Consider the following 26437-nt stretch of genomic DNA (forward strand, 5'->3'; position numbering starts at 1 on the left):
CTCGGGAGAGGCAACCTACTTGCTGCTGGTCCTTGGGCCCAGAAGTTTCACGTCCATGCGCCTGGAAGATGCAAGCTGCAGACACTGGGTTTCGGGAATTACCAGGCTGCAGACGCTGGGGTTTCGGGAAGTACGGAGCCCGCTGATCGCGAAGGAGACCGCCTGTCTGCTGCCGTCGTCCTTTACGCGCAGTCTGATCTTCGTGATGGCGGCGCCCATGCCCGTGCCCCTGTCGCTGATCTTGTCTGCTGCGGTGAAGCGAGCGCGGTAGGGCTTTCCCGGGTACAAGAACTTGGTCTCGTCGGAGCCGGGTAAGATCTGAAACGACGAGAAATTCGCTATGTTGTCGCTCTTCATCATGGAGAACACGCGGCTGTGGATCGTCGGCTTGTCGACCTGGATGAGAGCTTCGAACGCCTTGTCGGTCGGGTCGAACGTGGTCGTGGGACGTCGATCGCGCCGAGCGCCGCGCCACCAGTGCCGCGGGTCACCCCAGTCACTCCCTGCGTGCTGAGGCCCCACGCGTCCTGAGGGGTTGTCATCGAGCGTGAGCGCTCCCTACGAGCCGGTGCTGACGTCGCCGGTCGAGCAGCGGCCCGATTTGTAGCGTTCAGAAAGGTCTCGTCGGCTGAGCCACGAACCGGGATAAGAGGATGAGCGCCCGAGTCGCCAGGTCGGGCGGAGCGAAGAATTTCTGCCCCTTGGACTGAACGCGCGCGTCCACAGCGTTTGGGGCGGGCGTGCCGGCGGTGCCCATTTCGGCGCCGGAGACCGATGCAATCGTGCTTAGAACATGCAATCTCGTTCTCTCATGGAACAGCCACGCCTGACTCGTACATCACTCCCCCTCCCCTGTCACCCCACCCATCCGCTCCCCCGCGCTGGCGCACGCTTGACTACGTAGCGATCGTGCTGCCAAGAGAGTGGGTAGATCGCGCATGAGCGACATGGAGATGGCGCGTATCGCCGCGGGCAGCGTGCTGCGCATCGATCAGCGCGGCAGCGAACGTCGCGAGATCGTCGTCCAGGCGTTCGAGATCGGCCGCTACGCCGTCACCGAAGAGCAGGTCGCCGAATTGCTTGGCATTCCGTCGCGACACCCTCGTCGGCCCGCGACGCACATGAGCTGGCTGCGGGCGATCCGCCTGTGCAACGCGCTCAGCGAGTGGGAGGGGCTCGACCCCGTGTACTCGTTCGATGGTGAGGTCGTCACGGGCGACCCCGACTCCGAGGGCTTCCGCCTGCCCACCGAGGACGAATGGGAGTACGCCTGCCGCGCCGGGTCGACGGGCATGGCGTACGGTCCCGTGCGAGAGGTCGCCTGGACCTCGGCTGACGGTCTCGGTCATCCGGCCGAGGTCGGCATCCGGATGCCGAACCTCAACGGCCTGTTCGACACCCTCGGCAACGTGTGGGAATGGTGCTTCGACCTGTATGACCCCGAGGGTGAATCCGACGCGCGTGTGTTCCGCGGCGGAGGGTGGTCGGATCCCCCGAACGTGGTGCGGGCCGCCGTCCGGCGCGGAGCTCGACCGCGCGAGGCGTTCGACGACGTGGGGGTGCGCGTCGCGCGCGGACCGCTCAGGCGTCGGTCGTGATCGCCTCGGTCAGCTGTTCCATGAACGCGGCCACCGTCGTCAGCTGCGCGTCGTCGTACTGAGCGGCGAGCTCGCGCATCGCGCCCAGGTGCACCCCGAAGTGCTCGAAGAACTCGCGACGCGACTTGTCGGTCAGCACGACCACGCGTGATCGGCCGTCGGACGGGTGCTTACGGCGCTCGAGGTGACCCGACTTGACCAGTCGGTCGATGAGCTTCGTGGTGGATGCCGTCGAGATGCGCAGATGCGTCGCCACGTCGTGTGGGCTCACGATCTCGCCCCGGCGCTCGCGGATGGTGAGCATGCGCAGCGTCGCGAGGTCGCTGGCGTTCATGTCCATGTCGCTCTTCATGCCGCTGTGCATGCGGTCGAGAGCGTCGCTGAGCGTCTGCACAGCCCGCAGGGTCTCGAGCACCGCGGGCCGCGTAGCAGAGGTCGACACGGCTTTCGTCACGGTGGACACCCCCTTTCGCTCACGGTAAAGTCAGGCTCACATCGCTAGCTAAACTAGCAAACGGGAGGCACGATGAGCGAGACCGAATATGTCGTCCTCCTGGACGACTTCGGCAACGAGATCGGCACGGCGCCCAAGGCCGACGTGCACGACACCGACACGCGACTGCACCTCGCCTTCTCGTGCCATGTCGTCAACAGCCACGGCCAGGTGCTCGTCACCCGCCGCGCCCTGCACAAGAAGACCTGGCCCGGTGTGTGGACCAACTCCTTCTGCGGTCACCCCGGCCCCGACGAGGCCATCACCTCGGCCGTGCACCGCCGCGGCGAGTTCGAGGTCGGTCTGCGCGTGCGCGACGTGGAGCTGGCCCTGCCGACCTTCCGCTACCGGGCAGTGGATGCCAGCGGCATCGTCGAGCACGAGATCTGCCCCGTCTACACCGCCCGCACCGACGACGACCCGCAGCCCAACCCCGACGAGGTCGCCGAGTACCGCTGGGTCGACCCGCTCGAGCTCGCCGCCTCGCTCGAGTCCACCCCGTGGGCGTTCAGCCCGTGGCTCGTGCTCCAGGCGCAGCAGCTGCACCTGTTCGACCCCGCACCCGCCGTGAGGAGAGCCTCGTGATCTTCGCCGTTCCCAGCGCCCCCACCGCGCGTCAAGAGATCGAAGACGCGATCGAGACCTCGCTCGAACGCCTCGAGAACCGCCTGCTCCCCCTGGGCGACGGCGCCCACGCCCTGGCATCCGCCATCCGACGCGCCACCACCGGCGGCAAGCGCTTCCGCCCGCTGCTCGTCGCCGCGGCCTACGACACCCTCGACGGCGACGGCGTCAACCTGTCGGACCTCTGGCGCATCTCGGCCGCCTTCGAGCTGCTGCACACCGCCTTCGTCGTGCACGACGACGTCATCGATCACGACCTCGAGCGGCGCGGCATCCCGAACGTCGGCGGAGAATTCCGCCAGCGCGGCCTCGACAAGGGCGCCGACGAGACCGGAGCCTCGCTGCTCGGCACGGCCGCCGGCATCCTCGCCGGCGACCTGCTGCTGCACGAGGCCACGCGCCTGGTCGCCCTGAGCAACGTCCCCGCCGAGATGCGCGCCGACCTGGTCACCCTGGTCGAGGAGGCCGTGATCGTCTCGACCGCCGGCGAACTCGCCGACGTCGAGAACTCCATCACCTCGGCCGACCTCGACCCGATGACGATCCTCGCGGCCACGCGCGACAAGACCGCCGTGTACTCGTTCTCTGCCCCCCTGCAGGCCGGGGCCGTCATGGCCGGCGCCGACGACGCCGTGCTGCGCGCCCTCGAACGGTTCGGCGAGCGACTGGGCCTGGCCTACCAGCTGATCGACGACCTGATCGGCGCCTTCGGCTCGCCCGAGGTGTCGGGCAAGGACGAGGGCTGCGACCTGCGCGAGGCCAAGAAGACCCACCTGATCTCGCTCGCGCGCGAGACCGCGAGCTGGCCCGAGGTCAGCGAAGCCCTCGCCCAGGCGCACACCGGCCCCGTCGCGATCCGCGTCGCCCAGACCGCCCTCGCCAACTCGGGAGCCCGCAAGGCCCTCGAGCGCCTCGTCTACGACACCCTCGACGAGGCCGTCAACATCGTGAGCCTGTCGACCCTGCCGAGCGAGTGCAAGACCATGCTCATCGAACTCGTCGACATGGTCGCGGAGCGCGTTCCGTGAGCGCAGCGCCCACGGGCCTCGAACTGTATTCGCAGACGGCCGACGACGCCGCCGCCGCCGTCATCAACCGCTACTCCACCTCGTTCGGCATCGCCACCAAGCTGCTCGGGCCCCGCCCGCGCCCGCACGTGCGCAACATCTACGCCCTTGTGCGCGTCGCCGACGAGATCGTCGACGGCCCCGCCCACGACGCCGGTCTCTCGCCCGAACGCGAACGCCACGTGCTCGACGCCCTCGAAACCGAGGTGATGGATGCCATCGCCACCGGCTTCAGCGCCAACCTCGTCGTGCACGCCTTCGCCCGCACCGCCCGTGAGTGCGGCATCGGCGCCGACCTGATCGCCCCGTTCTTCTCATCCATGCGGACCGACCTCGACACCGCCGCCCACGACGACATCTCGCACGACGCCTACGTCTACGGCTCGGCCGAGGTCGTGGGCCTGATGTGCCTGCAGGTGTTCCTCAACGCCGGCATGTCGGCTCCGGCCCAGCCTGCCGCCGACATCGTCGACGGAGCGCGCCGCCTGGGCGCGGCCTTCCAGGACGTCAACTTCCTGCGCGACCTCGCCGACGACGCCGACCGCCTCGGCCGGGACTACCTCGACGGCGCCGCCGACGACGAACGGCGCATCACCGTGCTCGACCGGATCGACGCCGACCTGGCCGCCGCGGCATCCGTCATCCCCCACCTTCCGCCCGACTGCCGGGCCGCGGTGACCACGGCGCACGACCTGTTCGCCGAACTGTCGCGGCGCCTGCGCGCCGCCCCCGCCGGAGCCCCGCGCGTGCGGGTTCCGGACGGCGTCAAAGCCACCCTCGCCGCCCGCGCCCTTCTGGGGCGGCCCCCGAAAGGATCACGCTCATGAGCGCCCAGCGCATCGTCGTCGTCGGAGGCGGGATCGCCGGACTCGGCACCGCCGCCCTGCTCGCCGACCGCGGACACGACGTCCAGCTGTTCGAAGCCCGTGACGCCCTCGGCGGCCGCGCCGGATCGTGGGAGAAGGACGGCTTCCGCTTCGACACCGGCCCCAGCTGGTACCTCATGCCCGAGGTGTTCGACCACTTCTTCCGCCTGCTCGGCACCAGCGCCGACGAGCAGCTCGACCTCGTGCGCCTCGACCCCGCCTACCGCGTGTACGGCCCTCCCGGAAAGGGCGAGCCCATCGACATCGTCTCGGGCCGCGAAGCCGTGCGCGCGCTGTTCGAGAAGCACGAGCCCGGCTCGGGAGACAACCTCGAGAAGTACCTCGACTCGGCCAAGGACGCCTACGAGCTGTCGACGTCGAAGTTCCTCTACGACCCGTACTCCTCGACCAAGGGCCTGCGCGACCCCGCGCTGATCAAGCGCCTGCCCACGCTGATCCCACTGCTCACTCGGACGCTGTGGAAGCGCGTCACCGACGACTTCCAGAACACGCGCCTGCAGCAGATCCTCGCCTACCCCGCGGTGTTCCTCGGCGGCTCCCCGTTCGAGGTGCCGAGCCTGTACCACCTGATGAGCCACCTCGACCTGGGCGACGGCGTGCTGTACCCCCGGGGCGGCATGACCGAGATCATCACGGCCATCGAGAAGCTCGCCCGCGAACGCGGCGTCCGCATCGAGACGTCGTCGCCGGTCGAGGCGATCATCACCGACTCGGGCACCGCCCGCGGCGTGCGCCTCGCCGACGGACGCGTGATCGCCGCGGATGCCGTGGTGTCGGGCGCCGACCTGCACCACACCGAGAACGTGCTGCTCGAAGAGAAGGACCGCCAGTACCCCGAGAAGTGGTGGAAGGACAAGGTTCCCAGCCCCGGCGCCCTGCTGCTGCTGCTCGGCGTCAAGGGCGAACTGCCGCAGCTCACCCACCACACGCTGCTCTTCACCGACGACTGGCACACCAACTTCGACGCGATCTTCGGCGAGAACAAGAAGATCCCCGACCCCGCGTCGATCTACATCTGCCGCCCGAGCGCCTCAGACGACTCCGTCGCCCCCGCCGGCCACGAGAACCTCTTCGTGCTCGTGCCCGTGCCCGCCGACCCCGACAGCGGACGCGGTGGCGTCTCGGGTGCCGGCGACGCGCGCATCGAAGCCGCAGCCGACCGGGTCATCGCGCAGATCGGCGAATGGACCGGCATCCCCGACTTCGCCGACCGCATCGTCGTGCGCAAGACCATCGCCCCCGAGGACTTCAAAGAAGACCTGCACGCGTGGCACGGCAACTCGCTGGGACTGGCGCACACGCTCAACCAGAGCGCGATCTTCCGCCCCAAGAACCGCTCGCGCAAGGTCGACAACCTGTACTACGCGGGCACCTCGGTGCTGCCGGGCATCGGCCTGCCGATGTGCCTCATCTCGGCGGAGCTCGTGGTCAAGCGCATGACGGGCGACACCACCCCCGGCCCCCTGGCGGAACCCGCGCGCGCGGCGGTCTGACGTGCCCGGGATCTACCTGGGCGCGATCCTCTTCTCGCTCGTCGGCATGGGTCTCATCGACGGGAAGTACTCGCTCGCGCTGCGGGTCGCCCCCGTGCGGACGGTGATCGCCGTGCTCGTGGGCACCGCGTTCTTTCTCGCGTGGGACGTCGTCGGGATCGTCACGGGCGTCTTCGTCAAGGGCGAGAGCCCGCTGTTCGTCGGCGTCATGCTCGCCCCGCACCTGCCGCTCGAAGAAGTCTTCTTCCTGCTGTTCCTGAGCTACCTGACCGTGGTCATGTTCGCCGTGTTCGAACGGCGGGCGGCGGCGCGCTCCCGGGCGGCGGGGCCCGGGGCGTCGACGTCGCACCGTTCGCCGTCGGACACGCGGGGGGCGTCGTGACCTACCCGCTCATCGTCATCCCGTTCGTGGTGGTCACGGCGCTCGTGACCCTCGCGACGGCGCGGCGACCCGGATTCCGCAGGCGCATGGCATCCTCGGGCCTCACCGCCCTGGTGCTGGTCGGCCTCACCCTCGTCTTCGACAACCTCATGATCGCCGTCGACCTGTTCTCTTACCCGCCCGAGCACCTGAGCGGCCTCAAGCTCGGACTCGCCCCCGTCGAGGACTTCGCCTACCCGCTGTGCGCGGCGTTCCTCGTGCCGGCGGTGTACACGCTGCTGTCTTCCACCCCGTCCCCGAAGGATGCCGCATGACCACGCCCGCCTTGACCCCCGGGCGCATCGTCCGCGAGCTGTTCGTGTCGTCGCGGCCGGTGAGCTGGATCAACACGGCCTTCCCATTCGCCGCCGCCTATCTGCTGACCACGCGGCAGATCGACGCGCCGCTGATCATCGGCATCCTGTTCTTCCTCGTGCCCTACAACCTCGCGATGTACGGCGTGAACGACGTGTTCGACTACGAATCCGACCTGCGCAACCCCCGCAAGGGGGGCACCCACGGCGCCGTGCTCGCCAAGCGCATGCACCCCATCACGCTGTGGGCCTCGGCGCTGTCGTGCCTGCCGTTCGTGGTGTACCTCGTGATCATCGGCTCGCCGCTGTCGTGGCTGGTGCTGGCGCTCAGCCTGTTCTTCGTCGTGTTCTACTCCGCGCCGCCGCTGCGGCTGAAGGAGCGACCGTTCCTGGACTCGATCACCAGCAGCATCCACTTCTTCTCACCCGCCGTGTACGGCCTGGTGCTTGCGGGCGCCGTGTGGACGTGGCAGCTCGTGTTCGTGTTCATCGCCTTCGCGCTGTGGGGCATCGCCTCGCACGCCTTCGGCGCCGTGCAGGACGTCGAAGCCGACCGCGCCGCCGACATCTCGTCGATCGCCACGGCCCGCGGAGCCCGGTGGACCGTGCGCTTCGCCCTGACCGCGTACCTGCTGGCGGGCGTCGCGATGCTGTTCACCGCCTGGCCCGGGCCGCTGGCCGCCCTGCTCGTCGTGCCGTACCTGGTGGTGTGCTGGCCGTATCGGAACGTGACGGATGCCGAATCCGACCGCGCCACCGCCGGCTGGAACCGCTTCTTGTGGTTGAACCAGATCGCCGGGTTCGGCACGACGATGCTGTTGATCTGGTGGTGGTTCCTCAGCGCCTAGCCGGCGCGCGGGGGCGCGGCGGCGGTGCGCCGGGCGGGCGGGCGCCGGCCGGGCGGGCGGGCGCCGGGCGGGCGGGCGGGCGCCGGGCGGGCGGGCGCCGGGCGGGCGGGCGGGCGCCGGGCGGGCGGGCGGGCGCCGGGCGGGCCGTGGACCCGCGAGACTGCACGCTGGTGACAAGTCGGTTGCAGGATGTCGCCGAGTTGTCAGCGGCGTGCAGTCTCGCGTGAATCCCGGGCGCCGGGCGTCCGCGCCGGGCCGGTCGGGCGAGGGGGCGACGCGGCGGGCATCCCGGGCGGGCGGGCGATGAGGCGGGGTAGCGACGGGAACGCGCCGGGCGGGCCGTGGACCCGCGAGACTGCACGCGGGTGACGAGTCGGTTGCAGGATGTCGCGGAGTTGTCAGCGGCGTGCAGTCTCGCGGAAAATCCGGGCGCGGCGGGCGGGCGCGCCCGGGCGCGGGAACGACGGGCGGCAACGACGACGCCGGCGCCCCGCGGAAGCGGAGCGCCGGCGTCGGTGCGGAGGATCAGCCCGCGGGCGTGGCCTCGGGCGTCGGGGTCGGCGACAGGGTCGCCGTGCCGCCCTGGCCCTGGCTGTCGAGGTCGAGCAGGCGCTGCACGGCCGCGGTGAGGCGGGCGTCCTGCGTGGCGAACTCGGCGAGGTCGCCGCTGGTCAACGCCGCCTGACGCGCCGAGAGCGCATCGCGCGCCTCCTGCAGCGCCGCGGCGTAGTCGCCGGTCGGGACCGTCGGCGTGGTGGGCGTGGTGCCCCCCGTGCCGTCGCCCTGATCGGTCGGCGTGACCGACTCGTCGCCCGTGTTCGCACCCGAGTCTCCGCCGAACAGCGCGTCGAGCGCCTCGCTCAGCGTGTTCTCGAAGGCGATCTCGTTTCCGAACGCCACGAGAACGCGACGCAGCTGCGGCAGCTGCGTGTCACCCGAGGACTGCACGAACACCGGCTGCACGTAGAGCAGACCGCCGCCGACCGGCAGCGTCAGCAGGTTGCCGTTGAGCACCTGCGACTGGCCCTGCTGCAGGATGTTGATCTGCGACGAGACGTTCGTGTCGGAGTCGAAGGTGTTCTGCACCTGACCCGGTCCGGGCACGGTGGTGGCCGCGTCGATCACGAGCATGCGCAATCGGCCGTAGTCCTCCCGCTTGGTGCCCTGCTGGTCGCCCGCGTTGGAGTCGACCGCGAGGTAGCCGGTGAGCACGTTGCGCGCCTGTCCGCCCTGGGATGCCGGGATGAAGCTCGTGAACATCGAGTACGTCGGCTCGTCCTGGCTCGGCATCTTCATCGTCAGGTAGTACGGCGGCTGGAACGTCTGCGGGTCCTGCGGGTCGTTCGGCGTGGTCCACCGGTTGTCCTGCTGGAAGAACGACCGCGGGTCGTCCACGTGGTACACGCCGAGCATCGAACGCTGCACCTTCATGAGGTCGGTCGGGTAGCGCACGTGGCTCATGAGGTCGGCCGACATCTCGCTCCACGGCTGGAGCGACGTCGGGTAGATGTTCTGCCAGGCCTTCAGCAGCGGGTCCTCGTCGTCCCACGCGAACAGCTCCACCGAGCCGTCGTACGCGTCGACGGTCGCCTTGACCGAATTGCGGATGTAGTTGATGTCATCCAGCGCGAAGGTGGGAGCCGGGTTGTTCGAATCGGCGATCGCACGCGACAGCGACACCCCGGTCGAGTAGGGGTAGTTCGCGCTCGTGGTGTAGCCGTCGATGACCCACTTGATGCGCCCGTCGACGACCGTGGGGTACGGGTCGCTGTCGAGCGTCAGGTAGGGGGCCACCTTCTGCACGCGCTCCGCCGGGTTGCGGTCGTAGAGGATCTGCGAGTCGGCGTTGACGCTGTCCGAGAAGAGGATCTGCTCGGACTGGAACTTCAGCGCGTAGATGAGGCGGTTGAAGACGTTGCCGACGCTGGGGCCGCCCTCGCCCGAGAACGTCGTGCGCGTCTCGGTGCCGCCGTCGGCGCCCAGCGGGTAGTCGAGCTCGATCGGCTCGGTGCCCTCGGGCGCCCCCACGATCGAGTACGTCGGCGAGGTCTCGCCGAAGTACACGCGCGGCTCGTAGTTGAGGTCGGTCAGGAAGCCCGTTCCGGGGATCGCCTGCTCGAGGAACACCGGGTCGCCGTCGGCCGTGCGCTCGTTGCCGGCGGCCGCGACCATGCCGTACCCGTGCGTGTAGACCAGGGTGGTGTTCTGCCACGAGGTGGCGTCGCCCAGCTGGCCCATGTTGAGCTCGCGCAGCGACACCACGGTGTCCTGCGTCTGCCCGTTGATCGTGTAGCGGTCGACGTCGAGCGGGTTGGTGAACTGGTAGTACGCGCGGTACTGCTCGAGCTGACGCACCGTCGGGCCGATGATCGCGGGGTCCATGATGCGCAGCTGCGCGGTGGACTCGGCGTCGTTGCGCAGCTGACCGGCCTCGGCCTCGGTCGAAGCCTGGAAGTTCTCTTTCTCGACCCGGTCGATGCCGTACGCGGCCTTGGTGCCCTGCAGGTTCCGCTCGTAGTACTGGCTCTCGAGCTGGAGCTGGTTGGGGCGCACCTGGAACGTGTTGACCGCCCACGGGATGGCCGCCCCCACCACGATCGCCGACACCACGAGCAGGGCGGTACCGATCAGGGGGTAGCGCCAGCGGCCGAGGAACGCGGTGACGAAGAAGGCCAGGGCGACGATGACCGCCGCGATGGCGAGGATCGTCTGACCGGGGATGACGGCGTTCGCACCGACGTAGCCGGGACCGGTGATGCGCTCGGACGGCTCGACGAGCGTGCGGAAACGGTCGAGCCACAGGCTCGCACCCTGCAGCAGCAGGTAGACGCCGGCCAGGATCGCGAGTTGGATGCGCGCGGCCTTCGAGATGCGCAGCTCGCGCTGCCCGACGCGGACCGACCCGTACAAGTAGGACACCACGGCCGTCAGCAGCAGGCACACCAGCACCACGGCCGAGGCGAAGCCGAGCGCCGAGGTGTAGAACGGCATGGCGAACAGGTAGAACCCGGTGTCGAGGCCGAACTGGGGCTCGGTGACCGCGGTCGCGACCCCGTTCGCCCAGAGCCAGGTGGTCTCCCACTGCGCGGATGCCGCGAACCCGGCGAAGAAGCCGAAGAACACCGGGATCCCCCACATCGCCAACCGGCGGAGGGGTTCCACCACCTCTTGGTAGCGGTCGAGCTGCGAGCTCAGACGCGCGTACACGGGACGGAGGCGGTAAGCGAGCTGGATGGCGCCCCACACCGGAACCGCCATCGCGAGGAATCCGACGAGGAACATCACGGTGCGCGCGATCCACTGCGTGGTGAGCACACCGGTGAAACCGAGCTGCGAGAACCACAGCCAATCGGAGTACAGGTTCGCGAAGACGAAGAACGCGACGACGAGAGCGGCGATCACCGCGAGGGTGATCGAGATGATCCGTCGAGAGCGGTTCGGGGGCGTGGCCTGGTTCGGCGCTGAGGTCGTGGTCACCCTTTCATCCTAGGCGCGGCATTCCCGGGGTTCGCCGTGAATGCTACGATCCCGAACCACAGCTCGGCAGGGCGTCCAGGTCTCCCCCGTCGCGGATCGTCTCGAGGGCGGTGAGCGACTGCGCAAGCGTCGAGGTCGAGAACACGCGGATGCCGTCGGGCACGTGTCCGACGACCTCGTTGCAGTTCGCCTCGGGGGCCAGGAACCAGGTGGCCCCGGCATCCCGCGCTCCGAACAGCTTCTGCCGGATGCCGCCGATCGGACCCACGTTGCCGTCGGCGTCGATCGTTCCCGTGCCGGCGATGTGCTGACCGCCGGTGAGGTCGCCGGGGGTCATCTTGTCGATGATGCCGAGGGCGAACATCATTCCTGCGCTGGGACCGCCGACGTCGTTGAGCTGGATCTGCACGTCGACCGGCAGGTCGAACGAGATGCTCAGGCCGACTCCCAGCAGGTACTGCTGCTCGCCGTCGACGTCGGTGGGCTGCGGGGTGACCTCGGCCATGCGCGCGGTTCCCTCGCGGTCGAAGCCGATCGTCACGGGGGCGCCGGCGGCATCCTGAACCGCGGAGCGGACACCCTCGACGCTGGTGACGTCGGTGCCGTTCACCGAGGTGACGACGTCGCCCGGCTGCAGGATGCCGGCGGTCGCGCCGGTCTCGTCGACGGTGGCGACCGAGATGGTCTGCGGCACCGTGTAGCCCTGTTCGCGCAGGGCCGCGGCGGCGGCCTCGTTCTGCGAGTCGGTCATGAGGGCGGCGTTCTCGCTGTTGCGCTGCTCGGTACTCTGGCCCGCGGGGAAGATGCGGTCGATCGGCACGACCGCGCGCGAGGGGTCGAACCACGCCTGCACGAGCTCGACCCACGAGGGGGTCCGCTCGCGATTGCCGCTGACCTGCACCGTGAGCAGGTCGAGCCGGCCCTCGCTGGTGGTGTCGTCCTCGTTCGGGACGCTGATGAGCGGAACCTCCTGCCCGTCCGCGGTGGTCGAGGTGCCCAGAGTGTCGTACACCGGCCCGGGCTGCTGGATGACGTACCCCGACGGGACGAAGGTGAGCACGAACAGCACCAGGACGGCCAGCGTGAGCGCCCACACGCCCACCACCGTGCCGCGACTCCACCGGCGGCGGGGTTCGGGCTCGGTCACCGGCGCGTGCGAGACGTTCTGGTCGAACAGGGTCACGGTCTCAATCCTTCAGCGGGTCGTCGTTCGCGCGCGGCGTAAGGCGAGGAGAGGCCGGGCCGTCAGATGCGGGGAAGCGTGCGACTAGCGTAGGACTCCCATCCCCAGACCTGGCTGAAAGGCGGCTGAAGTGGCAGACGACGACCGGAACCCCGAAGAGGAGTTCCAGGAGCTCATGCGTCGCCTGATGTCGGGCGACGTCAGCGGGATCGATCCCGAGCAGCTCTCCCGCCTGTCGGGCATGCAGATCGACCCCGCCATGCTGCAGGCGGTGATGAACCAGCTGCAGGGCGCGTTCGCCGGCACGCAAGAGGGCGTCGACTGGAGCCTGGCCGAACGTCAGGCCCTGCACATCGCCAATCAGGACGGCCTCGGCGTGACCACCGGGCAGAAGACCGACCTCGACCAGGCCTTCACCCTCGCCGGTCTGTGGCTGGGCGAGGCCACCACCATCTCGGACCTGCCCCGACCGCCGCGGGCGGTGACCCGCGGCGCGTGGGTCAGCGCGACCCTGCCGGTCTGGCAGGAGCTCGCCGAGCCCGTCGCCACGAGCATCGCCGACGCGCTCACCGCGGCGCTCGGCCAGCAGGCTCCCGACGACATGCAGGACATGATCGCGGGCGCCGGCCGCCTGATGCGGACCGTCGGCGGCTCGCTGTTCGCCACTCAGCTGGGGCACGTCGTCGGGCGGCTGTCGACCGAGGTCGTCGGCGGCGGGGACGTCGGCATCCCGGTCATGCCCGACGGCGACGCGGCGATCCTGCCGCAGAACTTCGCGGATTTCGGTCGCGACCTCGAGATCCCCGACGACCAGCTCGCGCTCTACCTCGCGACGCGCGAGCTCGCGCACGCGCGACTGTTCCGCCACGCGCGATGGCTGCGGCTGCACGTCATCTCGCAGGTGCGGGACTTCGCGCACGGCATCCGCGTCGACACCGACGCCCTCGAAGAGCTCGCGACGCGCTTCGACCCCTCGCAGCCCGACGAACTGCGCGGGGCCCTCGAGAGCGGCGCCCTGCTGCCCGAGCGCAGCGAGGAGCAGACGGCCGCGCTCACCCGCCTCGAGAACCTGCTCGCCACGATCGAGGGCTGGGTCGACGTCGTCACCGAAGACGCGACCTCGCGTCTGCCCTCGGCCGTGCGCATCGCCGAGGCCGTGCGCCGCCGCCGCGCCGTGGGCGGCCCCGCCGAGCAGGCCCTCGGCTCGCTCGTCGGCCTCGAGCTGCGTCCGCGCCGCATGCGCGAGGCCGCGGCCATGTGGCGCGCCGTCACCGACGCCGTCGGCGTCGACGGACGCGACGCGCTGTGGGACTACCCCGACCTCATGCCCACCTCGGACGACATCGACGACCCCGCCGCCCTGGTCGCCCGCTTGACCGCCGCCTCGCGGGGCGAAGCGGCTCCGGCGGATGCCATGGACGACGCCCTCGCGCAGCTGTTGGCCGAGGAGGCCTCGGGCGGGCGGGACGGCGGATCCACGGCAGACGGTTCGGGTGCCGACGGCGGTTCCGAAGACGATGACGGAGCGTCACCGGGCGACCAGCGACCGGTGTGAACCGACCCGGGCCCCGGGTCCGGAGAGAACGCCCGCGGCGGTCCCCGCGGGCGTTCGGCGTTTCGCGGACCGGTCCTCCCCACGTCGCTGCCGGCGCATCGAGGTGGGGACACCGGCATCCGGCCTCGGTGAGCGGGACAGGCTCGGTGCATGATCCGACTCGATCCCGCCGCTCCCCCGCTCTGGCGTCACGACGGGCGCGTGCAGTTCGGCGCCCCCGCCGTCGCCGTCGCACCCACCATCGGCGCCTGGGTCGACCACGTGGTCGCCGCCCTGGTCACGGGCAGCACCCGCGCCGAACTGCACTCGATCGCCCACCTGCACGGGGGCGGTGCCGCCGCGTGCGACGCCGTGCTCGCGGCGATCTCGCCCGCCCTGGCGCGGGTGCCGCGGCATCCGCCGATCATCGTGCAGACCGCCGACGATCTGCCCCCGCGCGCGGTGCGGGCGGTGCTGGCCGCGCTCCCCGGGCGCAGCGCGGTCGTGTCGTGGGCGGGACCCGCGAGCGACCCCCTGCCCGTCGACGCGCGGGTCGTCGTCCTGGCGGCCTACCGCGTCGATCCGCGCCGCGCGGCGGCGCTCGTGCGCGACGACATCACGCACCTGCCGCTCGTGCTCGACGGGGCCGGCGCCGTCATCGGGCCGGTGGTCGCCCCCGGACGCACCGCGTGCCTGTCGTGCCTCGACGCCGTGCAGCGCGAAACCGATCCGCACTGGCCGCTCGTCGCCGCTCAGCTGCTCGGGCGCGCACGCCCCGAGGTCGATGTCGCGCTCGCCGCCGAGGCGGGACGCGGAGCGCGGTTCCTGCTCAACGCGCCGATCGCGTCGACGAGCCGCTCCCTGCGCCTGCGCGCCGATTCGTTCCGGCGGGCCTGGGCGCTGCATCGGCCGAGCGCAGACTGCCGGTGCCGATCTCTCGCAGAAAACGCGACGGCGAGCGCTCCATCCGCCCCCGCCCTCGCGCCCAGCTCACCGACAGCGTTCGCGCGGCCCGCGTGACCCCGACGTACGCGAGTCGGCGTTCCTCGTCGACCGCCTCGAACGTCTTGGCGTACGAGATGGGCAGCAGCCCCTCGCTCACCCCCACGAGGTAGACGTGATCCCACTCCAACCCCTTGGCCGCGTGCAGGGTCGCGAGCGTGACGGTGCGCGTGGTCGGTTCGTGCTGATCGCGTGCGCGCGCCTGCAGGTCGTCGGTGAACGCGCGCAGGTCGGTGCCCTCGGGCGCCTCTTCGGCCAGGCGCAGCAGCGCCGCGCGCGCCTCCCACGCCTCGCGCAACGCACCGCCCGCCTGAGGCGGATCGTCGGTCAGACCGACGCTGCGCAGCACGTCGCGCACGGTCGCGATGAACCCGGTGTTGATCGGGGCAACCGACGCCGCACGCAACGCCATGAGCGCCTGACGCACCTCGGGCAGATCGAAGAACTTGCGCCCGCCCAGAACCGATGCCGCGATCCCCACCGCCGAGAGCGCGCTGAGCAGGGCCGCGGACTGCGCGTGCGAGCGGTACAGCACCGCCACGTCGTGCGGATCCACCCCGCTCGCGAGCAGGTCACGGATGGAACGGGCGACGGCTGCGGCCTCGTCCTCGTCGTCGTCGAACGCGCGCACCGTGGGCACCGGCGTCTCGTCCGTCCTCGCCGCCACCAGCTCCAGAGCCCCCTGCCGACCGCGCATGAGCTCGTTGGCGACGGCGAGCACCGGCGCCGTCGACCGGTAGTTGCGCTCGAGCCGGACGACGCGGGCGTCGGCGTGCGTGCGCTCGAACTCCAGCAGATACCGCGCGTCGGCCCCGGTGAACGAATAGACGGTCTGGCTGGCGTCGCCCACCACGCACAGGTCGCGGCGATCGCCGAGCCACAGCTCGAGCACGCGGTTCTGCAGCGGCGAGACGTCCTGGTACTCGTCGACCGTGAAGTGCCGATACTGCTCGCGCACCGCCGCGGCCACGCGCGGCTCGGCCTCGATCATGCCGGCGCAGGTCAGCAGCACGTCCTCGAAGTCCATCTGACGCCGCTCGTCCTTGAGCTTCTCGTACGCGCGCTGCAGGGCGACGACCTGGTCGACGCCGAGGCGTCCCACACCGTCGGGCCGGTCGGCCGCGTACTGCTCGATCGAGCGGAGCGTCACCTTGCGCCACTCGATCGACGCCGCGACGTCGCGCAGCGTCGCGGTGTCGGGGGCGAGCCCCACACCGTCGGCGGCGTGGGCGAGCATGCGCACCTTGTTGTCGATGATCGAGGGGGCCTGATCGCCCGCGAGGGTCGGCCAGAAGAAGTTCACCTGCGCGAGCGCCGCCGCGTGGAACGTGCGCGCCGACACCCCCGCCACGCCGAGCGCACGCAGGCGCCCGCGCATCTCGCCGGCGGCCTTGGCGGTGAAGGTCACCGCCATGACGCGCTGCGGCGAGTAGGCGCCGGTGTCGACGCCGTGGGCGATGCGACGCGTGATCACCCGCGTCTTGCCGGTGCCCGCGCCCGCCAGCACGCACACCGGCCCGCGCAGCGCACGTGCCGCCTCGAGCTGGTGCTCGTCGAGGCCGTCCAGGGGGCCCGTCATGCGACACCCCGGTACCAGTCGTCGATCAGACGACGGGCGATGGATGCCGGGCCCGGCAGCTGCGTCGCGCCCTCGCCGCGCATCGCGGCGCCGATCTCGTCGCGGGTGAACCACCGCACCTCGACGATCTCCTCGCCGTCGGCGCGCGCCTCGGCGTCGTCGACGACCTCGGCGCGGAAGCCGAGCATCAGCGAACGCGGGTACGGCCAAGCCTGCGAGCCGCGGTACTCCACCCGCCGCAGGCGGACGTTCGCCTCTTCGTTCACCTCGCGGGCGACGGTGTCCTCGAGCGATTCGCCGGCCTCGGCGAACCCGGCGAAGCACGAGTACCGGTCCCCGCCCCAGGCCGCGTTCGCGCCGAGCAGCACACGGTCGTCATCGGCGGCCGAGGTGACCAGGACGATCACCGCGGGATCGGTGCGAGGAAAGTGCTCGCGCCCGCAGACCGGACAGTGCCGCGACCATCCGGCGTGGCGCAGTTCGGTGCGCGCCCCGCACGCGGGACAGAACGGCGCGTCGCGCACCCACCCCGCCAGGGCCACCGCGGTGGTCAGCAGTTCGGCCTCGGCGTCGGGCAGGTCGCCGCCCGACGCCCGCAACGGGACCCAGTCGGCATCCGCCACCGCGGAGTCGTCCGCATCGTCGGCGAGGACCGCGAGGACGACGGCCGCACCGTCGGCGGCGCGACCCAGGAACGCCCACTCGCGGACGCCGGGCAGCGCATCGGGCACGGCGTCGGCCGTGACGAAGACCAGACGACCGTCGCGGACCGGGGCCGCGTCGCGACGGACGGCGAGAACGCGCGTACCCGGCACCGCCAGGACGCGCCGCAGCAGATCGGGCTCCTCGCGCTCGCCGCCGGAGCGATCGACCGGCTGCGCGGCGAGGGAATCGGACGACGAAGACGCGGAAAGCGGCATCGAGCACCTCTCTGGCGGATGGGAGCGAGCGGGTGATCGTCAGCCCGACCTCCCCGGTCAAGGGCGTGGCGCGGGCGGGTGAGCGGAGCACCGACCTACCCTGGGGGGCATGGCACGCTCGCCCCTCATTTTAGCCGCGTCGGCGACGACGGCCCTGCCGGGTACGGCCTTCACGAGCGCCCGCGCGCTGACCGAGAACGCCGGCGGTCGCTTCGACGCGGCCCTGGCCCGCACGGACGACGGACGTCAGGTGGTCGTGCGCATGCCCGCCACCGACGACAGCGCCTCCGACCTCGCGGCGGAGTCGCGCGCCCTCCACGCCCTGACCGCCGGCGTGCGCGCCCTGCTGCCCTTCGCCGTGCCCGAGGTGCTCGGCGAGAGCGGGTCGGGCGGCAACCGCGTCCTGGTCACCGACCACATCCACGGCTACCGCATCGACCCCGCGCACCTGCCCAAGGGGCCCGGCTACGCGCCGGCGATCGGCGGCGCGCTCGCCGCCGTACACGACCTCCCCGTGTCGATCGTGCGCACCGACGGCCTTCCGGTGCGGTCCCCCGAACAGATCCGCGACGACGTCAAACGCCTGCTCGATCGGGCTGACGCGACCGGCCGGGTGAGCGACGACCTCATGCTCCGGTGGCGGCGCGCCCTCGAGGTCGACGACCTCTGGCGCTTCGAATCGGCCGTCGTGCTGGGCGGTGCCACCAGCGCATCCATCATGCTCGCCGACGACGACGACGCGATCCCGCACGTCGTCGGCATCCTGGACTGGGCCGGGCTGAGCGTCGGCGACCCGGCGATCGACCTGCGGTGGTTGGCATCCGCTCCCCTGGCCGCCGACGACGTGCACGAGGGATACGCCGCCGCAAGCGACCGCTCCCCCGACCCGCTGCTGCGCGAACGCGCGCGCCTGTACGCCGAACTCGAGTTCGCCCGCTGGCTGGTCCACGGGCACGACGCCGGCGAGGCCGAGGTCATCGCCGACGCCGTCGCCCTCCTCGACGCCCTGGCCGAGGGGGTGCGCGGCGACCACATCGTGCCCGACTCACGCAGCGACATCGACGACGCCATGGCTCTCGTCGAGAGCGTCCCACCCGTGGCCGCGGGTGCCGTCGACACCTCGATGCAGACCGACGCGTACGACCCCGAGGCCCTGTCGCTGTACCTCTCGGCCGAACGCGATCGCGCCGCCGCGGCCGAGGCCCTGGCCGACGCCCTCGACGAGCGCAAGCATCCGGATGCCGAGACCGGCGCGATCCACGTCGACCAGCTGCCCGAGCCCGACGGCGACGACCCGAACGCGACCGCTCCGGTCGACCTCGACGGATGGACCGATCGCCCGGTTGCGGAGCCCGCGCTGCGCAGCGACACCGACGGGTCGTCGCTGTGGGCCCGGCCGGACACGGACCGGACGCCCGAGCCGGCGATCCGCGACCACGGAGACGCATCGGCCGCTCCGATCTTCCGCGACGGCGACAAGACCCACGAGACGGCCGTCGACGACGAAGAGGATGCCGCCCGCGCCAGCCGCGCGGCGCTGCGTCGTTGGGGTGTGTCGGGCGACTCCGCCTGAGCCGCGGACGCCCGCGGGCCCCGGGGGCCGGCGTCCAGGCGCGCCGGCGCCGACGGGGGCCGATGTCGACGGGGGCCGATGTCGACGGGGGCCGATGTCGACGGGGGCCGATGTCGACGGGGGCCGGCGCCGACGGGGCCGGTGTCGACGGGGCCGGCGCCGACGGGGCCGGTGTCGACGGGGGCCGGCGCTGACGGGGGCCGGTGTCCACGCGCGCCGGTGTCCACGCGCGCCGGCGGTGACAGCCCGCCCCGCGTCAGCCGCGCAGCACCAGCTCGTCGCCGACGTAGAACAGCGCGACGTCGATGAGGTCGAGGTCGATGCCGTGCTTGGCGTGGTACGCCTCGCGGTACAGCTCGAGCTGCAGCATGCGGGCGCGCCGGTCGGCGTCGGTGGTGGGCGGGCGGCCCGTCTTCCAGTCGACGATCTCGTACCGGTCGCCGCGACGGTAGACGGCGTCGAGCTTGCAGATCACGACGTGCTCGCGACCGTCGAGCCGCGTGGTGACGAAGTCGATCTCGGTCTCGACCTCGAGCGGACGCAGGTTCGCCCACTCGGAACGCTCGAAGCAAGCGCGCAGGCGCTGCAACTCGTCGGCGTCCGCCGCTGACGCGCCGAGCTCGTCGTCGCCCCAGAGGCCGTCGTCGTCGAGCCCGATGCCCGCGCCCACCTGACCCGAGCGCTGCTCCACCCAGGCGTGGAAGAGCGTTCCCAGGCGGGTCTGACGGTACGGGCGTTCGGGCATGGGGCGCCGCAGGTCGTCGACGGCGCGACCGTAGTCGGCGACGAAGTCCTTGAAGCGGGACGCCGGGATGCGCGTCGGTGCCGGAGCGTGCGTCGGACGCAGGCGGTCGGCACGTTCGGCGAGCAGCAGCTCGAGATCGGCGTCGGGGTCGGGCGCCTCGCCCGTCCGCGCGGCATCGGCTGCCGCAGCGGCCGCGGTGATCGCGGTGCGCCGTGCCCCCAGCGGGTCGAGCGGCCAGTGCAGCAGGCGCCGCTCGCCGTCGTACGGGTCGTCGCCGGGTTCGCCGATGCGCAGGTCGATGCCGAGCGCCTCGGCGGCCTCGTCGAGGAAGACGCTCGGCGTGCGGGGGCGCTTCGTCCCCGACCAGCTGGACCCCGACAGCAGCAGATGGTCCCGGGCGCGGGTGAACGCCACGTAGGCGAGGCGGCGGTCCTCGTCGAGCTGTCGCGCGCGGTTGTCGGCGACGTACTGGTCGATCGCCGTCTTCAACTCCTGCTGGGTCTCGGCTCCTCGCCAGCCGAGCAGCGGGAGCCACGCGGAATCGCCGCGGAACTCCGCGGGCAGGATGCCGAACCCCAGCCACCCCTTCGTGTCGCGCGGCAGGGACGGGAGCTCGTCGGTGACCAGGCGCACGACGGCCACGGCATCCCACTCCAAGCCCTTCGACCCGTGGATGGTGAGCAACTGCACGACGTCGTCCTCGGGCGGCTCGGTGCGCGGGGCGAACTCGTCGGCCTGCTCGGCGTGGTCGAGCCACGCGAGCAGGCTCGTCACCGACCCCGACTCGTCGGCGGCGAGGAAGCCCCGGATCTCGTCGACGAATGCACGCAGCTGCGCCGAGGCGATACGCGCGGGGCCCCGCGACTCGTTCGCGGCGAGTTCGATGTCCAGACGCAGCTCGGCCTCGATGAGCCGGATGAGCTCGGGGATGGGGGCACCGACGCTGCGACGCAGTCCCGCGAAGACGGCTCCCGCTTCGCGCAGGCGTGCGCGCCCGTCGGGGGTGATGTCGGTGAGCCACCCGTGACCGTCGGTCTGGCGCGCGACGAAGTCCAGGGCGTCCACGAGCGAGGCGCGGTCGGCACCCGGCGTCGAGCGCAGGCGGTCCACCACCTCGGGAGCGAGCGGTTGCAGGGCCACGTCGTGCGTGGCGAGCCGGCGGGCGAGTTGCGCGAGCGCGCGGAGGTCGGCCAGCCCCACCGCCCAGCGCGGCCCCGACAGCAGCCGGATGAGCGCTGAGCCCGCCTCGGGATCGCTGATGACGCGCAACGCCGAGACGACGTCGACCACCTCGGGGGTGGTGAGCAGGCCCCCCAGTCCCAGGATGCGATGAGGAATACCGCGTCGGCCCAGGGCGTCGCCGAAGCGCACCATGTGCTTCTTACTGCGGAACAGCACGGCTCCGGTCGTCGGACGCCCCTCGGCGGCACGCGCCGCCCGCACGCCCACGAACCAGGCGGCTACGCGGTCGGCCTCGGCATCGAGGTCGTTCTCGAACACCGTCTCGACGAGCCCGGCGGGAGCCCCCGGCCGGGACCGTAGTTCTTCGACCGCGACGGCCGCCCGCGCGGAGAGGGGGGCCAGCACGGCGTTGGCGGCGTCGAGCACGCGCGCGCTGTTGCGCCAGCTGGTGAGCAGCGAGAAGCGTCGGCACGACCCGTCGGGGGCGAACGCGTCGGGGAAGCCGCCGAGGTTGCCGGCGCTCGCCCCTCGCCACGCGTAGATCGCCTGGTGCGGATCGCCGACGGCCATGACCCCCGTGCCGCCGAAGAGCGTCGAGAGCAGGTCGGTCTGGACGACCGAGGTGTCCTGGTACTCGTCCAGCAGCACGACCCGGTAGCGGGCACGCAGCTCGGCGACCACCGCGGGATGCTCCTGGGCGATCCGCAGTGCCCCGGCGACCTGGTCGGCGAAGTCCATGACGCCCCGTCGCGCCTTCTCGCGGTCGTAGTCGGCGGCCAGCGCGGCGAGCAGGGACAACGCCGACACTCTGGCGGCGGCGTCGCGGACCTCTTTGTAGACGTCGACGCGCTTCGAGGTCGACGGGCGCTCGACGATGCGCGCGAACTCTTCGGGGAAGGATGCCAACCGGTTGAGGTCGACCAGGTTGTCGACACCGTCGCGGGCGATGCGCAGCGCCGCGTCGATGAGGGTGCGCGGGGACTCCTGCCGCTCTTCGAGGCGCGGGTCGTCGCTGGCGAACACGACGCGGCGCATGAGCAGCCAGGCCGCGGATTCCGACAGCACGGCCGACTCGGAGTCCCGGCCGATCCGCAGCCCGTGCTCGCGCACGATCGAGTCGGCGAAGCTGTTGTACGTCGACACGGTGGGGCGGTGCAGCAGCTGGTCGGCGTCGCCCGCCGCGCCGTCGACGGCGCCGATCTCGGCGGCGAGGGCGTCCAGCGCCTCGCGGCGCTGCGCGTCGCCGCGGGCGCCCTCGGTGCCGTTGATCTCGGTGAACACGTCCAGCCGTCCGGCGGCGTGCAGCGCGGGCAGCGACGGCAGCAGCCCTCGCGCCTCGAACTCCGACAGACGCTGCAGCCGGCGCTGGATGCGTTCGGCGAGCTCGCCCGCGGCTTTGCGCGTGAAGGTCAGGCCCAGGACCTCGTCGCGGCGGACGAGACCGTTCGCGACGAGCCACACCACCCGACCGGCCATGGTCTCGGTCTTGCCGCTGCCGGCACCGGCCACGACGAGCGCGGGGGCGAGCGGGGCCTCGATCACGTCGGTCTGCTCGGGGGTGGGCGCGAACTGCCCCAGGGCGGCCGCGATCGTCGCGGCGGACAACAGCGCGGTCATGACGCGCTCACCGCCGACACCGTGTGGATGCGGCACAGGCCGAACGAGAACTCGTCGCGGCAGTGCACCTCGTAGGGCGCGGCGAAGCGGGTGCCGCGCATCACGCCCACCGCCCGCTGCACACGCTCGATGAAGGCTTCGCGCTGCTCATCGTCGAAGGGCGGCTGCGTCGGTTCGGCGTAGTCCTTGGTCGCGGCGGTGGGCCGGAGCACGAGCAGTTTGGCGCCGCCGGGCGGCATGCCCGCGACCTGCTCGATCGCCCCCGACGAGAACGCCAGCTGGTAGGCGGCCAGCTGGGGGTTGTCGGCGACCTTGGCGTCGGTCTGCGGCTCGCTCTTCCCGGTCTTGAGGTCGACGATCACGACCTCGCCCGCGGGGTTCACCTCGACGCGGTCGATGTCGCCGCTCAGCACGGCACCGTGTTCTGCCGCGTCGGCCACCGGGATCGGCACCTCGAAGTGCCGTTCCGCTCCGATCAGGCGGCCGCCCGCGTCGTCGAAACGCCGCAGGTAGGTCGCGAGACGGCGCACCAGCTCGCGCGCGCGGGTGCGTTCGGCGCGCGCGCGCCACTCGGCGTCGAACACCAGCTCGCCCCAGCGTTCGTCGACGACGGCCCAGAGATCGTCTTCGGAGGGCGATGCGGCGGTCTCGAGAGCCGCGTGGATGATCGTGCCGATCCCCGCCGTGGTGCCCCCGCGATCGCCGCCGAGGTCGGCGATGACCCAGTCGAGCTCGCACTGCTCGAGGGCGTGCAGGCGCGAGGGCGAGACCCGCACGTCTTCGCGTTCGAGGTCGCGAAGAGGGGCGGTCGAGCTGGGGGCGGCGACGCCGTACCACTGCGCGGTCGCCGCTCCGGCGACCCCGGCGGCGGCGAGCAGCGCGAGCTGCCCTGCGGCGTGGGCGCGCTCGGTCGCGGGGACCCGCGGTGCCGTCAACGTCCGCCGGTGGCGGGCGACGAGTCCGCGCAATGACAGGGGGTGTTCGGGCACGGATGCCGCCGCCTCGGGCGCCGGGAGCATCTCGAACAGCACGCTCGGCCCGGTGTCGTCGTCATCGACGGCCGTGACGATCAGCAGCGCGCCGGCGCGGCTGATCGCGCGGACGAAAAGGCGCAGCTCATCGTGCATCGCCGCTCGGCGCCGGTCGAGCATGCCCGCGGCCGGGAGGTCGGGGTTCTGCACCGCGTCGGCCAGGCGCCACGTCTCGAGCAGGCCTCCACGCAGCCGGGTGTTGGGCCAGACGCCCTCTTGCACGCCGGCGACGACGACGGTGTCGAACGAGGTGCCCGCGGCCGCGGCCGGGGTGAGGACGCGGACGGTGTCGACGACCGCCGGCTGCTCGATGCGGTCTTCGGCGACGTCGCTGTCGAGCACGGACCGCAGGAAGGTCGAGGACTCGCCGTCGGGTTCGCGCTCGGTGTAGCGCTTGGCGGCCTGGAACAGGGCCACGATCGCGTCGAGGTCGCGGTCGGCCTGTTCGGCGAGCGGGCCGTGGCCGCGGGACGCCTCGCGCCAGGTGCGCGAGAGCGCGCTGCGCTCCCACGCGGTCCACAGCATCTCGTGCGCGGTCGCGCGCGCCTGCGCCTGCACCCGGATCGCCGCGAGCGTCTCGCCGAGGCGGATGGCGCGCCGGGCCTCGCGCGAGTCGATCGTCTCGAGCTCGAGGGGGTGACGGACCCCGGACACGAGCAGGTCGATCGCGGGACGCGTTCCGCCGGTCGCGACCTCGTCGTGCCGCAGAGCCGTGCGCAGTCGCCGCAGTTCGATCGGGTCGAGGCCGCCGAAGGTGCCGAGCAGCGCATCGACGACCTCGTCGGCGCGCCATTCGTCGGGATCGAGGCCGCCGAGTTCGACCAGGCGCACGAGGTCGCGCACGGGCTTCTGCACGCCGAGCGCGAGCCCCGGGCCGCTCGCGCGCGCCGGCACCTCGCGGGCGGCGAGCTCGGCCTCGAGGGTGGCGACCTGCCGGGAATCGTGGGCGATCACGGCGCAGGCGCTCCACGGCACTCCCGCCAGCACGTGTCGCTCGCGCAGCAGCCGCGCGATGGCGTCGGCCTCTTCGGCCGGTGACCGCAGCAGATAGGTGCGCACCGAACCCTGCGGGGCGGCGCCCACCGGGGCGCGGCGGTGGGCCACCACTCCCGCGGCGCCGATGCGCGCGGCGACCTGTCGCACCAGGTCGATCTGCTCGGGCGTTCCACGATGCGCGGTGCCGAGGGCCGTCGTCGCGCCCAGCTCGCGGGTCAGCCGCGCGAAGTTCTCGGGCGTGGCCCCGCGGAAGGCGCCCGAGCCGACGTCGGGATCACCGAACGCCACCACCCCGACGCCGAGCGCACGACAGGCGCGCAGCAGATCGATCCCCCCGGCGGTGAGCTCTTGCGCGTCGTCGACCAGGATGCAGCGCAACGACGTGAATCGACCCAGCAACGCGCGGTCCGCTCGTGCCTCGTCGAGGACGGCGACCGCCTCGCGGGCCAGATCGGCGGCGTCGCGGTGGGTTCCGCGCATGGAGGCGCGCACCGACCGGTACTCGTCGGAGAACGACGACAGCGACGCCCAGACCGGCAGCTCGTGCCGCTCGGCGAGGGCGACGAGCTGGGACGAGGTGACGCCGAGATCGGTGCACTCGGCCAGGAACGCCCGAAGGTCGCCGCGGAAACCGCGGGTCGCCCGGATGGTGGGCCCGAGCCACTCGGGCCACCGCGACTCCCCCTCGAGCTCATCGAGCGCGTCGCCCTCGAGGAGGTCTCGGATGATCTGGTCTTCGTCGCCGCCGGTCAGCAGCTGCGGCGGCTCGAGACCCCGGCGCACCTCGGCCCCGCGCACCAGCTGGAAGGCGAACGACGCCACCGAACGTGCGAGCGCCCCCGAGGTGGCCCGCCCCACCGCCAGAGCCAGCGGATCACGCAGAGCCGTGGCCGCGGGGCGCGTGGGAGTGAGGACCAGCAGGTCGTCGGGATCGACCCCGGATGCCACGAGCTCCCGCACCCGCGCGAGCAACGTGGTCGTCTTGCCCGTGCCGGGCGCCCCCACCACGACGCCGCTCGCTTCGGGGCCCCATGCGGCCACGGCTCGCTGATCGGCGTCGAGTTCACCGCCCGCCGAGATCGCGACGTCGGGGGCGACGGCATCCGGAATCTGCATGCGTCCACGCTAATCGCGACCTCCGACATCGCCCGGGGGCACGCGGCGTTCGCCGTCCGCGAAGCGGGGCCGTCGACGGGTCGTCGTGTCGGAGGCCTGCCCTAGAGTCGAATCACGCGCCGGGCCGACCGCGGCCCGCGGGGAAAGGACGCATCGTGGAGATCCGCATCGGCATCACCAACACCGGCCGCGAGCTCAACTTCGAGACCAACGAGAGCTCGGACGCCGTCAAGTCGGCCGTCGCCGCGGCCCTCGACAACTCGGCCAGCCACGTCTCGTTCACCGACGTGAAGGGCAACTCGTACCTCGTCCCGACCGCCAACCTCGCGTTCGTCGAACTCGGCACCGAAGAGTCGCGTCGCGTCGGTTTCGTCGCCTGACACCCGCCCCATGCAGATCCTGCTCGGTCTGATCATCGGCGCGGTGGTCGGCCTCGCCGCACACGTCGCGCTGCCCCACCGGCAGGTGCGCGGGGCGGTTCTCGCCCCGCTGGCGGGTGCGGCGGCGGCCGCCGTGGTCTGGACGGCGCTGACCTGGGCCGGGCTCGGCGTCGACTCGCCGGTCCTCTGGATCGTCGCGGTCCTCGCTCCCGCCGCGACGGTCCTCGTGCTGATCCCCCTGCTCAGTCGCGCACGGCTCGCGCGCGACGAGGCCGACCGCGCCCGCATCGGGGCCTGACAGGCCCGCATCGACGCCTGACCGGCCGCATCGGCGCCTGAGCGGCCCGCATCGACGCC

At 71.8% G+C, this 26437-nt stretch carries 20 protein-coding genes; 12 read left to right on the plus strand and 8 right to left on the minus strand.

Annotated features, from left to right (window positions below; genetic code table 11):
- Window positions 1–15 precede the first annotated feature (15 nt).
- Window positions 16–369 (minus strand): hypothetical protein, encoded by a 354-nt coding sequence (locus ACIPVB_RS14125; protein WP_400369697.1) that lies wholly within the window; start codon window positions 367–369, stop codon window positions 16–18.
- A 569-nt stretch (window positions 370–938) separates the two neighbouring features.
- On the opposite strand from ACIPVB_RS14125, the gene ACIPVB_RS14130 reads away from it, so the two are divergent.
- Window positions 939–1598 (plus strand): formylglycine-generating enzyme family protein, encoded by a 660-nt coding sequence (locus ACIPVB_RS14130; RefSeq protein WP_400369699.1) that lies wholly within the window; start codon window positions 939–941, stop codon window positions 1596–1598.
- On the opposite strand, the gene ACIPVB_RS14135 is transcribed toward ACIPVB_RS14130, so the two are convergent.
- Window positions 1582–2052: a MarR family winged helix-turn-helix transcriptional regulator gene (locus tag ACIPVB_RS14135; RefSeq protein WP_400369700.1), complete on the minus strand. Its 471-nt coding sequence runs from the start codon at window positions 2050–2052 to the stop codon at window positions 1582–1584. The genes ACIPVB_RS14130 and ACIPVB_RS14135 overlap by 17 nt on opposite strands.
- 72 nt (window positions 2053–2124) lie before the next feature.
- On the opposite strand from ACIPVB_RS14135, the gene idi reads away from it, so the two are divergent.
- The 7 genes from idi to ACIPVB_RS14170 are packed head-to-tail and all read left to right on the plus strand — an operon-like array spanning window position 2125 to window position 7745.
- Window positions 2125–2676 (plus strand): isopentenyl-diphosphate Delta-isomerase, encoded by a 552-nt coding sequence (gene idi, locus ACIPVB_RS14140; protein WP_400369702.1) that lies wholly within the window; start codon window positions 2125–2127, stop codon window positions 2674–2676.
- On the plus strand, window positions 2673–3743 hold the full coding sequence (locus tag ACIPVB_RS14145) for a polyprenyl synthetase family protein (protein WP_400369704.1): 1071 nt from the start codon (window positions 2673–2675) through the stop codon (window positions 3741–3743). Before idi ends, ACIPVB_RS14145 begins: the two co-directional genes overlap by 4 nt.
- Complete coding sequence (locus ACIPVB_RS14150; RefSeq protein ID WP_400369706.1) at window positions 3740–4609, plus strand: phytoene/squalene synthase family protein; 870 nt, start codon at window positions 3740–3742, stop codon at window positions 4607–4609. The genes ACIPVB_RS14145 and ACIPVB_RS14150 overlap by 4 nt, the downstream gene beginning before the upstream one ends.
- On the plus strand, window positions 4606–6162 hold the full coding sequence (crtI, locus tag ACIPVB_RS14155; protein WP_400369708.1) for a phytoene desaturase family protein: 1557 nt from the start codon (window positions 4606–4608) through the stop codon (window positions 6160–6162). The genes ACIPVB_RS14150 and crtI overlap by 4 nt, the downstream gene beginning before the upstream one ends.
- 1 nt (window position 6163) lies before the next feature.
- Window positions 6164–6544, plus strand: coding sequence for a lycopene cyclase domain-containing protein (locus tag ACIPVB_RS14160; RefSeq protein ID WP_400369709.1), 381 nt, complete (start codon window positions 6164–6166; stop codon window positions 6542–6544).
- Window positions 6541–6858: a lycopene cyclase domain-containing protein gene (locus tag ACIPVB_RS14165; RefSeq protein WP_400369712.1), complete on the plus strand. Its 318-nt coding sequence runs from the start codon at window positions 6541–6543 to the stop codon at window positions 6856–6858. The genes ACIPVB_RS14160 and ACIPVB_RS14165 overlap by 4 nt, the downstream gene beginning before the upstream one ends.
- Window positions 6855–7745, plus strand: coding sequence for a prenyltransferase (locus tag ACIPVB_RS14170; RefSeq protein WP_400369713.1), 891 nt, complete (start codon window positions 6855–6857; stop codon window positions 7743–7745). The genes ACIPVB_RS14165 and ACIPVB_RS14170 overlap by 4 nt, the downstream gene beginning before the upstream one ends.
- Before the next feature lie 525 nt (window positions 7746–8270).
- Here the strand turns inward: ACIPVB_RS14170 and ACIPVB_RS14175 are convergent.
- Both ACIPVB_RS14175 and ACIPVB_RS14180 read right to left on the minus strand, forming a co-directional pair.
- Window positions 8271–11222: a UPF0182 family protein gene (locus ACIPVB_RS14175; protein ID WP_400369714.1), complete on the minus strand. Its 2952-nt coding sequence runs from the start codon at window positions 11220–11222 to the stop codon at window positions 8271–8273.
- A gap of 43 nt (window positions 11223–11265) precedes the next feature.
- A complete protein-coding gene (locus ACIPVB_RS14180; RefSeq protein ID WP_400369716.1) occupies window positions 11266–12405 on the minus strand; it encodes a PDZ domain-containing protein in 1140 nt (379 codons plus the stop codon).
- A 130-nt stretch (window positions 12406–12535) separates the two neighbouring features.
- Here ACIPVB_RS14180 and ACIPVB_RS14185 point away from each other — a divergent pair, with 130 nt between their 5' ends.
- Window positions 12536–13960 (plus strand): zinc-dependent metalloprotease, encoded by a 1425-nt coding sequence (locus ACIPVB_RS14185; protein ID WP_400369717.1) that lies wholly within the window; start codon window positions 12536–12538, stop codon window positions 13958–13960.
- A gap of 808 nt (window positions 13961–14768) precedes the next feature.
- Here the strand turns inward: ACIPVB_RS14185 and ACIPVB_RS14190 are convergent.
- Together ACIPVB_RS14190 and nudC are read right to left on the minus strand one after the other, a co-directional pair.
- The gene (locus tag ACIPVB_RS14190) at window positions 14769–16520 is read right to left on the minus strand and encodes an ATP-dependent helicase (RefSeq protein ID WP_400369719.1); all 1752 of its coding nucleotides are present in this window, start codon (window positions 16518–16520) and stop codon (window positions 14769–14771) included.
- Window positions 16517–17440, minus strand: a complete 924-nt coding sequence (nudC, locus tag ACIPVB_RS14195) for an NAD(+) diphosphatase (RefSeq protein ID WP_400369721.1) — start codon at window positions 17438–17440, stop codon at window positions 16517–16519. The genes ACIPVB_RS14190 and nudC overlap by 4 nt, the downstream gene beginning before the upstream one ends.
- 109 nt (window positions 17441–17549) lie before the next feature.
- Between nudC and ACIPVB_RS14200 the strand changes: the two genes are divergently transcribed.
- The gene (locus tag ACIPVB_RS14200) at window positions 17550–19013 is read left to right on the plus strand and encodes a phosphotransferase (RefSeq protein ID WP_400369723.1); all 1464 of its coding nucleotides are present in this window, start codon (window positions 17550–17552) and stop codon (window positions 19011–19013) included.
- A 256-nt stretch (window positions 19014–19269) separates the two neighbouring features.
- On the opposite strand, the gene ACIPVB_RS14205 is transcribed toward ACIPVB_RS14200, so the two are convergent.
- Both ACIPVB_RS14205 and ACIPVB_RS14210 read right to left on the minus strand, forming a co-directional pair.
- Window positions 19270–22557 (minus strand): UvrD-helicase domain-containing protein, encoded by a 3288-nt coding sequence (locus tag ACIPVB_RS14205; protein WP_400369725.1) that lies wholly within the window; start codon window positions 22555–22557, stop codon window positions 19270–19272.
- Window positions 22554–25700, minus strand: a complete 3147-nt coding sequence (locus tag ACIPVB_RS14210) for an ATP-dependent helicase (protein WP_400369726.1) — start codon at window positions 25698–25700, stop codon at window positions 22554–22556. The genes ACIPVB_RS14205 and ACIPVB_RS14210 overlap by 4 nt, the downstream gene beginning before the upstream one ends.
- A 155-nt stretch (window positions 25701–25855) precedes the next feature.
- On the opposite strand from ACIPVB_RS14210, the gene ACIPVB_RS14215 reads away from it, so the two are divergent.
- Together ACIPVB_RS14215 and ACIPVB_RS14220 are read left to right on the plus strand one after the other, a co-directional pair.
- Window positions 25856–26080 carry a DUF3107 domain-containing protein gene (locus ACIPVB_RS14215; RefSeq protein WP_144835131.1) on the plus strand — a complete coding sequence of 75 codons (225 nt, stop codon included), beginning with the start codon at window positions 25856–25858 and terminating at the stop codon, window positions 26078–26080.
- Window positions 26081–26090: 10 nt separating this feature from the next.
- Entirely contained in the window at window positions 26091–26378 is a 288-nt protein-coding gene (locus ACIPVB_RS14220; RefSeq protein ID WP_400369728.1) for a hypothetical protein, read from the plus strand.
- The last annotated feature ends 59 nt before the right edge of the window (window positions 26379–26437 follow it).

It is taken from the genome of Microbacterium sp. NPDC090007 (assembly GCF_044748345.1).
GTDB lineage: Bacteria > Actinomycetota > Actinomycetes > Actinomycetales > Microbacteriaceae > Microbacterium.

Bases quoted from the DNA above. Each gene is read 5' to 3' on its own strand.
- ACIPVB_RS14130 (WP_400369699.1), top strand. From the start codon at position 939: ATGAGCGACATGGAGATGGCGCGTATCGCCGCGGGCAGCGTGCTGCGC.
- idi (WP_400369702.1), top strand. From the start codon at position 2,125: ATGAGCGAGACCGAATATGTCGTCCTCCTGGACGACTTCGGCAACGAG.
- crtI (WP_400369708.1), top strand. From the start codon at position 4,606: ATGAGCGCCCAGCGCATCGTCGTCGTCGGAGGCGGGATCGCCGGACTC.
- ACIPVB_RS14170 (WP_400369713.1), top strand. From the start codon at position 6,855: ATGACCACGCCCGCCTTGACCCCCGGGCGCATCGTCCGCGAGCTGTTC.
- ACIPVB_RS14190 (WP_400369719.1), bottom strand. From the start codon at position 16,520: ATGACGGGCCCCCTGGACGGCCTCGACGAGCACCAGCTCGAGGCGGCA.
- nudC (WP_400369721.1), bottom strand. From the start codon at position 17,440: ATGCCGCTTTCCGCGTCTTCGTCGTCCGATTCCCTCGCCGCGCAGCCG.
- ACIPVB_RS14200 (WP_400369723.1), top strand. From the start codon at position 17,550: ATGGCACGCTCGCCCCTCATTTTAGCCGCGTCGGCGACGACGGCCCTG.
- ACIPVB_RS14205 (WP_400369725.1), bottom strand. From the start codon at position 22,557: ATGACCGCGCTGTTGTCCGCCGCGACGATCGCGGCCGCCCTGGGGCAG.
- ACIPVB_RS14210 (WP_400369726.1), bottom strand. From the start codon at position 25,700: ATGCAGATTCCGGATGCCGTCGCCCCCGACGTCGCGATCTCGGCGGGC.
- ACIPVB_RS14220 (WP_400369728.1), top strand. From the start codon at position 26,091: ATGCAGATCCTGCTCGGTCTGATCATCGGCGCGGTGGTCGGCCTCGCC.